This window comes from Streptomyces desertarenae, from assembly GCF_042681365.1.
Taxonomy (GTDB): Bacteria; Actinomycetota; Actinomycetes; order Streptomycetales; family Streptomycetaceae; genus Streptomyces; species Streptomyces desertarenae.
On sequence record NZ_JBHUFU010000022.1, the window covers coordinates 54,618 to 67,543 of the forward strand.

Annotated in this window: 8 protein-coding genes; 2 read left to right on the plus strand and 6 right to left on the minus strand. The window is 73.6% G+C overall.

What is annotated here, in order from left to right:
* Nucleotides 1–216 precede the first annotated feature (216 nt).
* From ACFSJS_RS25460 to ACFSJS_RS25475, 4 genes are all read right to left on the minus strand, one after another.
* Complete coding sequence (locus ACFSJS_RS25460; protein ID WP_380904388.1) at nt 217–1,023, minus strand: hypothetical protein; 807 nt, start codon at nt 1,021–1,023, stop codon at nt 217–219.
* Nucleotides 1,024–1,026: 3 nt separating this feature from the next.
* Nucleotides 1,027–2,385, minus strand: coding sequence for a hypothetical protein (locus ACFSJS_RS25465; RefSeq protein ID WP_380904390.1), 1,359 nt, complete (start codon nt 2,383–2,385; stop codon nt 1,027–1,029).
* Entirely contained in the window at nt 2,385–2,813 is a 429-nt protein-coding gene (locus tag ACFSJS_RS25470) for a hypothetical protein (RefSeq protein WP_380904392.1), read from the minus strand. Before ACFSJS_RS25470 ends, ACFSJS_RS25465 begins: the two co-directional genes overlap by 1 nt.
* Before the next feature lie 442 nt (nt 2,814–3,255).
* Nucleotides 3,256–5,172, minus strand: a complete 1,917-nt coding sequence (locus ACFSJS_RS25475) for an acyl-CoA dehydrogenase family protein (protein ID WP_380904394.1) — start codon at nt 5,170–5,172, stop codon at nt 3,256–3,258.
* A 233-nt stretch (nt 5,173–5,405) separates the two neighbouring features.
* Between ACFSJS_RS25475 and ACFSJS_RS25480 the strand changes: the two genes are divergently transcribed.
* Both ACFSJS_RS25480 and ACFSJS_RS25485 read left to right on the plus strand, forming a co-directional pair.
* Nucleotides 5,406–6,422, plus strand: a complete 1,017-nt coding sequence (locus tag ACFSJS_RS25480) for a LacI family DNA-binding transcriptional regulator (protein WP_380904396.1) — start codon at nt 5,406–5,408, stop codon at nt 6,420–6,422.
* A gap of 103 nt (nt 6,423–6,525) precedes the next feature.
* Nucleotides 6,526–8,580, plus strand: a complete 2,055-nt coding sequence (locus ACFSJS_RS25485) for a glycoside hydrolase family 31 protein (protein WP_380904398.1) — start codon at nt 6,526–6,528, stop codon at nt 8,578–8,580.
* 182 nt (nt 8,581–8,762) lie between these two features.
* On the opposite strand, the gene ACFSJS_RS25490 is transcribed toward ACFSJS_RS25485, so the two are convergent.
* Together ACFSJS_RS25490 and ACFSJS_RS25495 are read right to left on the minus strand one after the other, a co-directional pair.
* A complete protein-coding gene (locus ACFSJS_RS25490) occupies nt 8,763–10,811 on the minus strand; it encodes a beta-galactosidase (protein WP_380904400.1) in 2,049 nt (682 codons plus the stop codon).
* Nucleotides 10,808–12,926 (minus strand): 1,4-beta-glucanase (locus ACFSJS_RS25495; protein ID WP_380904402.1); only part of this gene is annotated, 2,119 nt, incomplete at its 5' end. The genes ACFSJS_RS25495 and ACFSJS_RS25490, both read right to left, overlap by 4 nt.

Consider the following 12,926-nt stretch of genomic DNA (forward strand, 5'->3'; position numbering starts at 1 on the left):
ACGGGCCGGTGGGGCGCCCGCCGGGGCGAGGACCTTCCCTCCCCCGATGGGCGGAGCCGGCCCCGTCAGTCGAAGCCGCGGTGAACGACCGCGCGCGTTGAGGGGTGAAGAGCGGCCGGGGAGCGGTCGGTTCCGGCGATCGGCGGGTTCAGGACCTGCCCGCGTGATCGGCCGCCTTTCCCGTGCTCGCCGGGGAGCATCGGTTCCGGAGGGCGGTTACGGGGCCGGTGCCCTTGGGCCTCCGCGGTGGTCCACCACTGCCGCTCCCAGCTCACGGGCCGCGGTACGCCCCGTCGAGTGGTCGCAGAACTGGACGGACCAGTTGGCCGCGGTGACGATGTACCGGGGGAGCTCCGGAACGCTGATGGCCAGGCGGATCGCCTCGTCACGGGCGGCCGGCGTGGCGTGCAGTTCGAGACGGGCGCAGGCCTCCTCCGCTCCCTCCGTCACACACGTCACCACGTTCTCGGTCCCCTCCTCCGGCTTCCGGTCCGCGCATCCCACCGACGCCTCCAAGGCACCGGCCAGAGCGTCGAGGTCCGCGTACCGGGGCTCGCCGGGGATGTCGGGCAGCGGAAAGAGCGGTGGCAGGACGACCGCGTCGAGGGCCTCGGCGATCTCCGGGGCGTAGAGGGGGTTCAACACCCGGATGTACCAGTTCCCGGCAGCGACCAGGGTGCGGGGACGCGGAGGCGTACGCCAACTGGCGATGGAGTCTCCGATCTCGTCGCGGCTGAACGTCTTGGGATCCAGAACATGTACTTCGTTCTCGACCTTCTCCCCGTCGACCTCGGTCATGCAGTCGAGACCGGAACCATTGGCCCTTCGCCGCAGAACCACACATTCGATGCCGCCTCGCTCAAGTGCCGTGACCACATCGTCTGCCGTCTTGAACACCGGCCCTGTGGGAACATTGTCCGGCATCGGCGTGAGCGGTTCCGAACTGTTCCGCGTGAACGCGTCGCAGGCGGTGAGCACCATCACCAGCAGACACGAGAGCAGCACCGTCACGGTCTTCTTCACGGCTCAACCACCCTTCGGCGGAACGGGCGACGGGCCCGGGCTCGGGGACGGGGTGCCGGGCTCGGGTTCACCGGTGCCGGTGCCACTGGTGGGGCCACCCGCTCTGTAGATCGGGTCGACGGAGACATGGTGTCCTGCGGGAGTCTGTGACTCCAACTGCGCGACAGCCAGCGCGCGCTCCTCCTCACTGAGAGCCTCCCAGGCCATGGCGTCCTCAAGGTGCGGTTCGATCCTGTCCCAGTTCTCCCCCCGGGGCCTGATGTCTCCTCCACGCCGGCCGGATTCGGTACCGTGCTGCTCGTTCAGCTCCCGCACGTCCGGGGTGTCGGCGGCGTACAGCACAAACAGATCTTTTTCTGTCCTGGCGCCATACGGGTTCTCTTGGAGGTCCTTCAGGTGGTAGGCGCTGAGTCTTACGTCCAGTTCTGGGTTGGCCTCGATTTCTGCGGCGAGTTCAGCGTCACTGAGCTCACTCATGTACCTGCCGTCCGTCAGGACGAACGTCTCGCGGTACTTCTCGAGAACGTCCCGTGCCGTTTCCAGCTTCATGTGCGTGATCCCCAGTGACTTGCCCGGGTAGGGCCCCACGGCGAGGCTCCAGTCGAAGAACCGGCCGAATTCCGTCAGCGGTCCGCGCAGACTCGGGTTGTGGTTCTGGTACCACTGCTGCTCCTGCCACAGGATGGCCAGGAGGAGCTTCCTGCTGATGTTGGTCTCCTGCGCCGCCCGGTCGACCGCGGCGAGGACCGCCGGGGGGACGTTGACCGGGTGCAGCCCGTCCAGGCCACCCGACAGGCGCAGCGCGATGGCCAGTGGGCTGTTGTCCTTGAGGGCTTCCCTCACCAGCTTCGGATCGCCCATGGTCGCGAGTCCCTCGATCGTCCGGAGCACCCGGGCGGTTCCGATGTCCGCACGAGTGGCCTTGGCCAGGGCGCCGGAGACGATGTCGCGGGTGTGCCTCACCGGCTCCAGGTGACCGTCACCGCCCTTGGGCCCCATGACGGACTGGTTCTGCCGTACACGGCCGCTGTCGTCCACCGTCAGATCGTGTCTGCGCGCGTAGTCGAGAGCGCTGCGCAGATCCCGTTGGGCGTCGGCGATGTCATCGGCGAGATCGTCGTAGGTGCGTGCCAGAGCGCGTAACGCGACGGCCGCCGCCTCGTAGTCGTCCGCGTGTTTGACGAAACGACGACGGGCCGCCTCCCCGGTGTCGCCCACCCAGCAGGTCCGAAGCGTCGCGGCGACCTCGTCGCGGGCGTAGGAGGCGAGGCCGTCGCACTGTTTCGCCGCTCTCACCGCGTCATCGGCGGCCTCCCGCCACTTCTGGGGCCGGGCGGTGTCGAGTTCGCTGACGGAGACCATCAGGCCCCCTCCAGCCAGCGGGCGGAGGCGCGCAGTTCCGCCGCGATGGAACGGTCCTCGCCGATCTGCTGGTCCATCGCCCTCGTCAGGGCGTCAGCCGCGTCCTCGACGAGATCGCCGAGACCGCGAAGGCGTCTCTGCCATGCGTCCACACAGTCGTTGCTGGCAGCACCGACGAGCCAGCCGGAGTGGCTCCGACCCGCCGCCCGCGCGTCGGACAGTTTCGACTTGGAACGGGACTCCGTGTTCACCGTGCGGATGCCCGAGGCCTTCGAGCGGACCGGCCCGGCCTGCAGACCGAAGTCCGCCTCCTCCAGCCCGGTTCCGCTCCGGCCGCCGTCTCCGGCGGACGCAGGCCGCATGCGGGCCTCATCGCGCTTGCGGCTCGCCTCCGCCACGAGCCGGTTCCACTCCTCGTCGAACGACATGCCTCTCCCCCCATCGGCGCACACGCTCGGGACCGTTCGCGACCGCAGGCGGTCCCGTACCCGCCCGGGCGAACGGCTGCGGCGGCATCCTGTCGTGTCCGACGCTCCGAGGCAAAGGCGTACTGGCTCGATCCGATGCCCCGATTCCCGGCGGGGGGCGCCGGAAGCGGGGCCGGAGCAGCCGTGGGAGAGGTCACCCGTGGTAAGGGCCGGGGTCCGGTGGCCGACGGTCCGGGCCGTGACGGACCGATTCCGTGCCCCGGCGCCGACAGCAGCAAGGTGTGGAGGGCAAACAGGAACTCCAGACCCGCCGGGGCCAGGGGGATGGGCCGGTGGCGCACGACCGGGACGGGGCGTGGTGTCCGCCGCGGCCGTCCGGGGCTGCGGCGGACACGGCCTCCACGTTCGCGCGTCCGGCCGGGAGCGGACGGAACCGGCCCCGTCAGCCGAGGCTGCGGTGGACGTCCGCGCGGGTGGAGGGGCCGGGGGCGGCCGGGGCGATCCAGGGGCCGGGGGTGGAGGGGTCGACCACGCCCTCCTCCAGCCAGGTGTAGACACCGCCCAGGACGCCGCGGGCGACCGTGCGGTCGATGGCGTCGGTGTTGGTCCACAGCCGGCCGAAGAGCTCCTCGACGCGGACGCGGGCCTGGCGGCAGAAGGCGTCGGCGAGCTGGTAGGCGGCGCGGCCGTGCTCACCGTCGGAGCGCAGCATCTCGGCCCGCACACAGGCGGCGCTCATGGCGAACAGCTCGGCGCCGATGTCCACGATCCGCCCCAGGAAGCCCTGCTTGCCCTCCAGTTTCGCCTGCCAGCGGGACATGCCGTAGAAGGTGGCGCGGGCCAGGCGCCGGCAGGTGCGCTCGACGTAGCGCAGGTGGACGGCCAGGTCCGGGTGGCCGGCCGGATGGAACTCCCGGTAGGTGCCGGGGAGCTGCCCGGGCCCGGTGACCAGTTTCGGCAGCCAGCGGGCGTAGAAGCCGCCGGCTCGGACGGCCGCCCTCCCCTTGTCGGCCAGGGTGGTGTCGGGATCGACCAGGTCGCCCGCGGCCGACAGGTGGGCGTCGACGGCCTCGCGGGCGATGAGCAGGTGCATGATCTCCGTCGATCCCTCGAAGATGCGGTTGATGCGCAGGTCGCGCAGCATCTGCTCGGCCGGGACGCCGCGTTCGCCGCGGGCGGCGAGGGAGTCGGCGGTCTCGAAGCCGCGGCCGCCGCGGATCTGGACCAGTTCGTCGGCCATCCGGTACGCCATCTCCGAGCCGTAGAGCTTGGCGAGGGCGGCCTCGATGCGGATGTCGTGGCGGCCCTCGTCGGCCATCCGGGAGGCCAGGTCCAGGACGGCTTCCAGGGCGAAGGTGGTCGCGGCGATGAAGGAGACCTTGGAGCCGACGGCCTCGTGGTACGCGATCGGCTTGCCCCACTGCTCGCGGGCCGCGGACCACTCGCGGGCGATCTTCAGGCACCACTTGCCCGCACCCGCGCACATCGCCGGCAGGGAGAGGCGCCCGGTGTTGAGGGTGGTCAGGGCGATCTTCAGCCCGGCGCCCTCGGGGCCGATGCGGTGGGCGGCCGGGACGCGGACGCGGTGGAGGCGGGTGACGCCGTTCTCGATGCCGCGCAGGCCCATGAAGGCGTTGCGGTTCTCCACGGTGACGCCTTCGGAGTCGGCCTCGACGACGAAGGCGGTGATGCCGCCGGGGTGGCCCTCGGAGGCCGGGACGCGGGCCATGACGACGAGCAGGTCGGCGATGACGCCGTTGGTGGTCCACAGCTTCACGCCGTCCAGCACGTAGTCGTCGCCGTCGGGGACGGCGGTGGTGGCCAGCCGGGCCGGGTCGGAGCCCACGTCGGGCTCGGTGAGCAGGAACGCCGAGACGTCGGTGCGGGCGCAGCGCGGCAGGAAGGCCCGCCTCTGCTCCTCGGTGCCGAACATCTTCAGCGGCTGGGGGACGCCGATGGACTGGTGGGCCGAGAGCAGCGCGCCGACGGCGGGGCTGGCGGAACCGGCCAGGGCCAGCGCCCGGTTGTAGTACAGCTGGCTCAGACCCAGGCCTCCGTACTCGGGGTCGATCTTCATCCCGAGGGCGCCGAGCTCCTTGAGGCCCTTTACCACGCCGTCGGGGACGCGGCCCTCCCGGTCGATCGCGATGCCGTCCACCTCCGCCGCGCAGAACTCCCCGAGCGCGGCGAGGAACTCCTCGCCGCGCCGGACCTCCTCGGCGTCCGGGCGGGGGTGGGGGTGGACCAGGTCGAGGCGGAGGCGGCCGAGGAAGAGTTCCTTCGCGAAGCTGGGCCTGCGCCACTCGCTCTCCCTCGCGGCCTCGGCGACCTGGCGTGCTTCGCGCTCGGAGACGGACATCGGGGGCTCACCTCGCTCTACTGACGGGTGTTACTCAACCGTATGTACCCATTTCAATCGCTATGTACCGACTTTGAGCCGTTGTGCACCCGTGTGCGAGCGTATGTCGAAGCGCTTCGATAACCCACTGCACAGCATCTGGACAGCTTGTCAGCACGGGTTTAGGGTCGTGGCGCAGAACCGTTGTCGAAGCGCTTCACCTCAGCAGCTTCCCTCACCGCCCTGGAGAGCCCATGGTCACCCTCGCCGAGGTCGCCCGGCACGCCGGAGTCTCCGCCAGCACCGTGAGCTACGTCCTCAGCGGCAAGCGCTCCATCTCCGCCACCACCCGGGAGCGCGTGGAGCAGAGCATCCGCGAGCTGGGCTACCACCCCAACGCCGGGGCCCGGGCGCTGGCCAGCAGCCGCTCGAACATCATCGCGCTGATGATGCCGCTGCGCACCGACATGTACGTGCCGGTGATGATGGAGATCGCCCTGGCCGTCGCCACCACCGCCCGCTCCCACGACCACGACGTGCTGCTGCTGACCGGCCAGGAGGGGCCCGCGGCGGTGCGCCGGGTGGTGGGCAGCGGACTGGCCGACGCCATGATCCTGATGGACGTCGAGCTGGACGACGCCCGGCTGCCGTTGCTGCGCGAGGCCGGGCGTCCGTCCGTGCTGATCGGCATCCCCGCCGACCCCACCGGGCTGACCTGCGTCGATCTGGACTTCGGCGCCACCGGCGCGCTGTGCGTGGAGCACCTGGCCGAACTGGGCCACCGGGACGTCGCGGTCGTCGGCGAGGCCGCCGCCGTCTACGAGCGGCACACCGGTTTCGCCGAGCGGACCCGCGACGGGCTGCGCGCCCGCGCCGCCGAGCTGGGGGTGCGGCTGCTGCACCGGCCCTGCGAGGGCGACTACGCGGCGATGGCCGGGACACTCACCCGGATCCTCGACGAACGCCCGGGCACCACCGGCTTCATCGTGCAGAACGAGGCCGCCATCGAGCCGCTGCTGAGCCTGCTGCGCCGACTGGGCAAGGCCGTCCCCGAGGACGTGTCGGTGGTGGCCATCTGCCCCGACCAGGTGGCCGTCCAGGCATCCGTGCGGCTGACCTCCGTGGCCATCCCCGCCCACGAGATGGGGCGCCGGGCGGTGGAGCTGGTGATGGCCAAGGTGCGCGGCGAGCGGGAGGACCGGCTCGACCTGCTGCCGCCCCGGCTCACCGTGCGCACCAGTTCCGGGCCGGCTCCCGCCCTCCCCCGCTGACGGCCGGCTCCCTCCGCCCCCCCCCGCGGCGCCTCCGCTCCCCCCGCCCTGCCCCATCCCGTTCCGTCCTTCCACCGTCCGCCCGCCGAACACCGGGAGTACCGTGTCCACACCCGCCCTCTTCTCCCCTCCGCCCTCCTCCCTCGCCCAGCCCTCCCCCACCCGCGGCACCTTCCGGGTGCGCGACGGCGCGCTGGAGTGGCACGGACGGCAGGAGACCGTCCGCGTCGAGCCGTGGGGGCCGGACGCCGTCCGGGTCCGGTCCCGCCTCGGCGGCCCGGTCCTCGACGGGCTGCCCGGCGCGCTGCTGGAGGAGCCGCCGCCCGCGCAGGGCTGCGCGGCCGAGGTCCGGATCGCCGACGGGTACGCCGTGGTGACCAGCGGCACGATCACCGCCGTGGTCAGCGGCGACGGCATGCTGCGCTTCGTCCGCACCGCCGACGGCTCCGAGCTGCTGGCCGAGGACCGCGCCCACTTCTGGTGGCCCGGCTCACGGCTGCACACCGCCACCGGCAACGGCTACCACCGCCTGGAGCAGCGCTTCACCGCCTACGCGGGCGAGCGGCTGTACGGCCTGGGCCAGCACCAGCACGGGCTGCTGGACCAGAAGGGGACGGTGGTCGACCTCGTGCAGCGCAACGCCGAGGTGTCCATCCCCGTCCTCACCTCCAGCCGCGGCTACACCCTGCTGTGGAACAACCCGGCCGTCGGGCGTGTGGAGCTGGCCCACAACGGCACCCGCTGGGTCGCCGACTCCGCCCGGCAGATCGACTACTGGATCACCGCCGGGGACCCGGCCGACGCCCAGCGCCGCTACTCCGCCGCCACCGGCCGCAGCCCCATGCTGCCCGAGTGGGCGGCCGGCTTCTGGCAGTGCAAGCTGCGCTACCGCACGCAGGAGGAGCTGCTGTCGGTGGCCCGCGAGTACAAGCGGCGCGGGCTTCCCCTGTCCGCCATCGTCTGCGACTTCTTCCACTGGACCCACCTGGGCGAGTGGAAGTTCGACCCGGCGGAGTGGCCCGACCCGGCGGCGATGGTCAAGGAGCTGGACGAGCTGGGCGTGAAGCTGGTCGTCTCGGTGTGGCCGTCGGTCTCGCCGCTGAGCGAGAACCACCAGCCGATGGAGCACCAGGGCCTGTTCATCGGCACCGAGTACGGCCCGATGGCGCACGCCGACTGGCCCGACAAGGGCGTCGCCGAGCCCGTCCAGGTCGCCTTCTACGACGCCACCAACCCCGACGCCCGCGCCTTCGTGTGGTCCCGCATCCGGGAGAACTACACCTCGTACGGCATCACGGCCTTCTGGCTGGACGCCGGCGAGCCGGAGTTGAAGCCCGGCTTCTCCGCCAACCTGCGCTACCACGCCGGCCCGGGCCTGGAGGTGGCCAACCTCTACCCGCGCGAGAACGCCCGGACCGTGCACGACGGTCTGGCCGCCGAGGGCGAGAGCGAGATCGTCTCCCTCAACCGCTCGGCGTGGGCGGGCTCCCAGCGCTACGGCGCCGCCCTGTGGTCCGGTGACATCGGCACCGACTTCGCCACGCTGCGCCGCCAGATCGCGGCCGGGCTCAACACCGCGCTGTCGGGCATCCCGTGGTGGAACACCGACATCGGCGGCTTCCACGGCGGCGACCCGGACGACCCGGACTACCGCGAGGTGATAGTGCGCTGGTTCCAGTTCGGCGCCCTCTCCCCGCTGATGCGGCTGCACGGCTTCCGCGAGCCGGGGATGCCGCTGGGCCCGGAGATGACCGGCGGGCCCAACGAGGTGTGGTCCTACGGCGAGGAGGCCGGCGCGATCCTGGAGTCCTACCTGCGGCTGCGCGAGCGCCTCAAGCCGTACGTGCTGGAGCAGATGCGCACCGCCCACACCGAGGGGCTGCCGCCGATGCGGCCGCTGTTCCTGGAGTTCCCCGGCGACCCGGCGGCCTGGGAGGTCGACGACGCCTTCCTCTTCGGCCCCGACCTGCTGGTGGCGCCCGTGCTGGAGGCCGGCGCCCGGCAGCGCACCGTGCACCTGCCGGCGGGCGCCGCGTGGACGGACGCCTGGACGGGCGAGACGTACCCGGGCGGCGGGCCGGTGACCGTGCCCGCGCCGCTGGAGCGGATCCCGCTCTTCCTGCGGGACGGCGCGGAGCTGCCGGTCCGGGAGGACTGAGGGCGGGCGGTCCGCGCGGGCGGGGCCGGCGGGGTGTTCCCGCCGGCCCCGCCCGCGTGCGGCCACGGGGACGCCGCTCCAGCGGCGCAGCGGGCCGGGGCGCCTGGACGGCGCCCCGGCCCGGGTCCGATCCCCCCGGGGGCCGTGTCCCGGCCTCCGGGCCCGCTGTGGCGGGACGGTCCTCAGCCGCCGCCTCCCGCGTCCGGGTCCTGGCGCAGGGCGGCCGCACCGTGGCGGTCGAGCGGCAGCCGGTGCCCGTGCCGACGACCGGTGAGGAGGTCGGTGGCGGGAGCGGGCAGGGGGACCGTGACCGGCTCCCCCCGGTGGTTGAGGACGAACAGCAGCTCGCCGCGGCGGACGGCCTCCACCCCGCTCGGCAGTCCGGGCAGGGTCGGCCGTACGCCCGCCTCGTCGGCCGCGCGGCCCAGCAGGGCGCCCAGCGTGGCGGGGTCGGGGAGGGTGGTCAGGTACCAGGCGGTGCCGGCGCCGAAGGTGTGGCGGGTGACGGCCGGCCGGCCGTCGAGTTCGCCGCCCCGGTAGGCGGCGACGGTCTCGGCGCCGCCGGTCTCGACGTCCTCGCGCCACAGCGCCGCGGTGGCGCCGTCGAGGCCGTCGAGGCCGTCGGTGCAGAAGGCAAGGGGCTGGACGCCGTCCTCGTCCATCGGCCACCACTCGTGGACCAGGTCGATGCCCAGCACCTCGCGCAGCCGGGCGTCCATGCCGCCCTCGCGGATGCGGTCGTCGGCGTCGGCGACACCGGTGTGGAAGCCGCACACCAGGGTGCCGCCGCCGCGCACGTAGGCGGCGAGGTTGTCCAGGGCGGCGTCGGTGAGCAGGTACAGGTGGGGCACGGCGACCAGGGCGTAGCCGCTCAGGTCGGCCTCGGGGTGGGCCAGGTCGCAGACCAGGTTCCGCTCCCACAGGGCGCGGTGCCAGGCGCGCAGCGGTGCCTCGTAGGTGAGCCGGGCCGAGGGGCGGCCCTGCTGGAGGCCGGCCCACCAGGAGTTCCAGTCGTGCAGGACGGCCGCCCGCGCCGGGACGGGCGCGCCGGTGGCCCCGGCCAGCGCGCCCAGGTCGGCGCCCAGCTCGCACACCTGCCGGAAGGTGCGGCTGCGCCGCCCGGCGTGGGGCAGCATCGCGGAGTGGAACTTCTCGCTGCCCTGCCGGGACTGGCGCCACTGGAAGAAGCAGACGCCGTCCGCCCCGCGCGCCACCGCCTGGAGCGACCACAGCCGCGTCAGCCCCCGGGGCCGGGGGTGGTTGACGCCGCGCCAGTTGACGGCTCCGGCGGCCTGCTCCATCAGCAGCCAGGGACCTCCCGCCTGGGAGCGGGTGAGGTCCTGCACCAGGGCGCCCAGCGCGGCGCCGTCGGGGCCGGAGGGGTCGGCGGGGTCGGGGTAGAGGTCGACGGAGACCACGTCCTCCCGCTCGGCCCAGGTCCAGCCGTCCAGGCCGACGAAGAGCGGCATGAAGTTGGTGGTGACCGGGACGTGCGGGGTGCGCTCCGCCAGCACGTCGCGCTCGGCGGTGAAGCACTCCAGCAGGGCGTCGCTGGTGAAGCGGCGGAAGTCCAGCTCCTGCGCGGGGTTGGCCAGGTACTGGGTGCGGCGCGGGGGCAGGATCTCCTCCCAGTCCCCGTAGCGCTGGCTCCAGAAGGACGTGCCCCAGGCCTCGTTGAGCTCCGCCAGGCCGCCGTAGCGATCCCTCAGCCAGCGGCGGAAGTGGCGGGCCGTGGTGTCGCACCAGCAGAAGGTGCCGTACTCGTTGTTGACGTGCCACAGCCGCAGCGCGGGGTGGTCCCCGTAGCGGTCGGCGAGGTCCGCGGTGATGCGCAGGGCGTGTTCGCGGTAGACGGGCGAGGAGGCGCAGAAGTGGTTGCGCGACCCGTACCAGACGGTCGCGCCCGCCGGGTCGCGCGGCAGGGTCTGGGGGTGGCGGGCGCCCATCCAGGGGGGCGGGGAGGCGGTCGGGGTGGCCAGGCAGACGCCGATCCCGCCGGCGTGGAGGAGGTCCAGGACGCGGTCGAGCCAGCCGAAGTCGCGCTCCCCGGGGCGGGGTTCGATGCGGGCCCAGGAGAAGACGCCGACGGTGGCGAGGTTGACCCCGGCCTCCCGCATCAGCTCCACGTCCTCGCGCCAGACGTGCTCGGGCCACTGCTCGGGGTTGTAGTCGCCGCCGTACAGCAGGCGTCCGCGGGTGACGTCGGCCAGGGCGGGGCGGTGTCCGGTCATCGGGCGGGGTCTCCGTACTGCACGCCGCGGCCGTTGGTGCCGAGGTAGACGCGGCCGAAGCGGCGGGGGTCCCCGGTGACGGTCTGGCCGGTCCAACCCCACTGGTGGGCGTCGTCGTTGATGCGGATCCAGGTGCGGCCGCCGTCGTCGGAGCGGTACACGGCGGTGAGGCCCGAGCCGGCGAGCCTCGCCACGTGGTAGACGGCCGGGTGGCGGGAGCCGGGGGCGGCCTTGCCGAAGCCGAGGGTGTGGGAGGCGGCGATGCCCGGGTCCCGGGTGAAGGTGCGGCCGCCGTCGCCGGAGCGCAGCAGTCCGCCGTCCTTGGCCGACAGCCACAGCTCGCCGGTGCGGCCGGGGGTGGCGGCGAGCTGGTACTCGCGGTCCCCGGCGGGCAGGCCGGTGGCGGCGGTGGCGAAGGTGCGGCCCGCGTCGCGGGAGACGGCCAGGGTGCCGCCGGCGGTGTCGTAGGCGTAGACCGTGCGCGGGTCCACGGGGTCGGCGAGCGGGGTGGCGCCGGCCGGGTAGCCGGGGATCTCGCTCCAGGTGGCACCGCCGTCGCCGGACCACCAGCCGGGGTGGGGCGTGCCGTCCCAGTGCACCAGGGCCCAGACCAGGGCGCCGGCGTCGGCGGTGATCGCGATCGGGCCGGGGGCGTCCTTCGCTCCGGGCGGCTGGGAGGCGAAGGGGGCCCAGGTGCGGCCGCCGTCGCGGGAGAGGGCGCCGTTGCCGTGGTCGCCCCAGCCGGTGCGCACCACGTGGGAGGGGTTGCGGGCGGCCAGGTCCAGGCCGGTGGCGGTGCCGAAGACGGGGCCGGTGTAGAAGCCGCGGGCGGGGGACGCGGTGAGGGTGTCGTGGTGGAAGCCCCCGACGTCGCCGAGGGCGGAGAGCAGGTGGGCGCGGCCGGCGGGCGGGCTGACCAGTTTGCGCACCGACGCCTCCTCCAGGCCGCGGATGCGCGGGGCCCAGTGCGTCAGGTCGCGGGTGCCGTAGATCGTGGCGCCGGTGCCGTACAGCAGGTGGCGGTCGTCGAACGGGTCCATGGCCAGGGCCTGGATCCACCAGCCGAACTTCGGCTCCTCCTCGCCCCAGGTGAGGTAGGGGGTCTCGGAGACGTCCAGGACGGCCCGCTCGCGCAGCGACGTCCAGGTGGTTCCGCCGTCGGTGGAGCGGTACACGGTGTCGACCTTCGACCAGCGGTTGTTGGTGGAGACCACCACGGTGCCGGGCCGGCGCGGGGAGACGGCCAGGCCCGCGTAGCCGAAGGTGTCGTCGCCGCCGGGGCGCCGGGGGGTGGCGTCGTGCCAGGTGCCGGTGGCGGTGTCGAGGCGGTGGACGGCGCCGTCGGTCTGCCCGTTGGGTCCGGGGGCGTTCGCGTAGGTGACCCAGAGGGTGCCGTGGGCGTGGGCGATGCGCTGGGGGACGGCGGTGGCGGGGCCGGCGGGCTGCCCGGGTACGGGCTCCCAGCCGCCGGAACCGCTGGTGCGGTACAGGGCGGGCGCCGTGCCGCCGCCGTCGCCCCAGCCGGCGTAGAGGGTGCGCCCGGCGGCGGCCAGGACGGTGACGCCCTGCCCGGCGGGGAGCGGGGAGGCGGGGAAGGAGGTGTCGCGCTCCCAGGTGGCGCCCCGGTCGGTGGACCTCCACAGCCCGTCGTGGCGGGTGCCCAGCCACAGGGTGTCGCTGTCGCGGGGGTCGACCAGGAGGCGTTCGCCGGTGCCGCGGCCGTCCTCGTTGGCGCCGAGCCGGACGGGCAGGTCGGTGCGGTCCCAGGTGGCGCCCCGGTCGTCGGAGCGCAGCACCGCCCCGTGCGACGCCCAGGGCTGCGCGTAGGTGCCCAGCGCCAGGTAGAGGCGGTCGGGGTGGGCGGGGTCGACGGCGATCGCCTCGACGCCCAGCAGGTTCCAGTCGTCCCAGCCGATGTGGTCGGTCAGCGGGGTCCAGCGGGCGGCGCGGTCGTCCCAGCGGTAGGCGCCGCCGATGTCGGTGCGGGCGTAGACCAGCCCGCGCACGGCGGGGTGGAAGAGGATGCCGGGGACGAAGCCGGTGCCGCCCATGGCGACGCTGCGCCAGCGGTAGGGCTGTGTTCCACCGCCGGCGGCCGGACGGGCGCCGGCCGCC

Excerpts from the sequence above, each read along its gene's own strand:
- ACFSJS_RS25465 (WP_380904390.1), bottom strand. The coding sequence starts at position 2,385 with ATGGTCTCCGTCAGCGAACTCGACACCGCCCGGCCCCAGAAGTGGCGG.
- ACFSJS_RS25480 (WP_380904396.1), top strand. The coding sequence starts at position 5,406 with ATGGTCACCCTCGCCGAGGTCGCCCGGCACGCCGGAGTCTCCGCCAGC.
- ACFSJS_RS25475 (WP_380904394.1), bottom strand. The coding sequence starts at position 5,172 with ATGTCCGTCTCCGAGCGCGAAGCACGCCAGGTCGCCGAGGCCGCGAGG.
- ACFSJS_RS25470 (WP_380904392.1), bottom strand. The coding sequence starts at position 2,813 with ATGTCGTTCGACGAGGAGTGGAACCGGCTCGTGGCGGAGGCGAGCCGC.
- ACFSJS_RS25490 (WP_380904400.1), bottom strand. The coding sequence starts at position 10,811 with ATGACCGGACACCGCCCCGCCCTGGCCGACGTCACCCGCGGACGCCTG.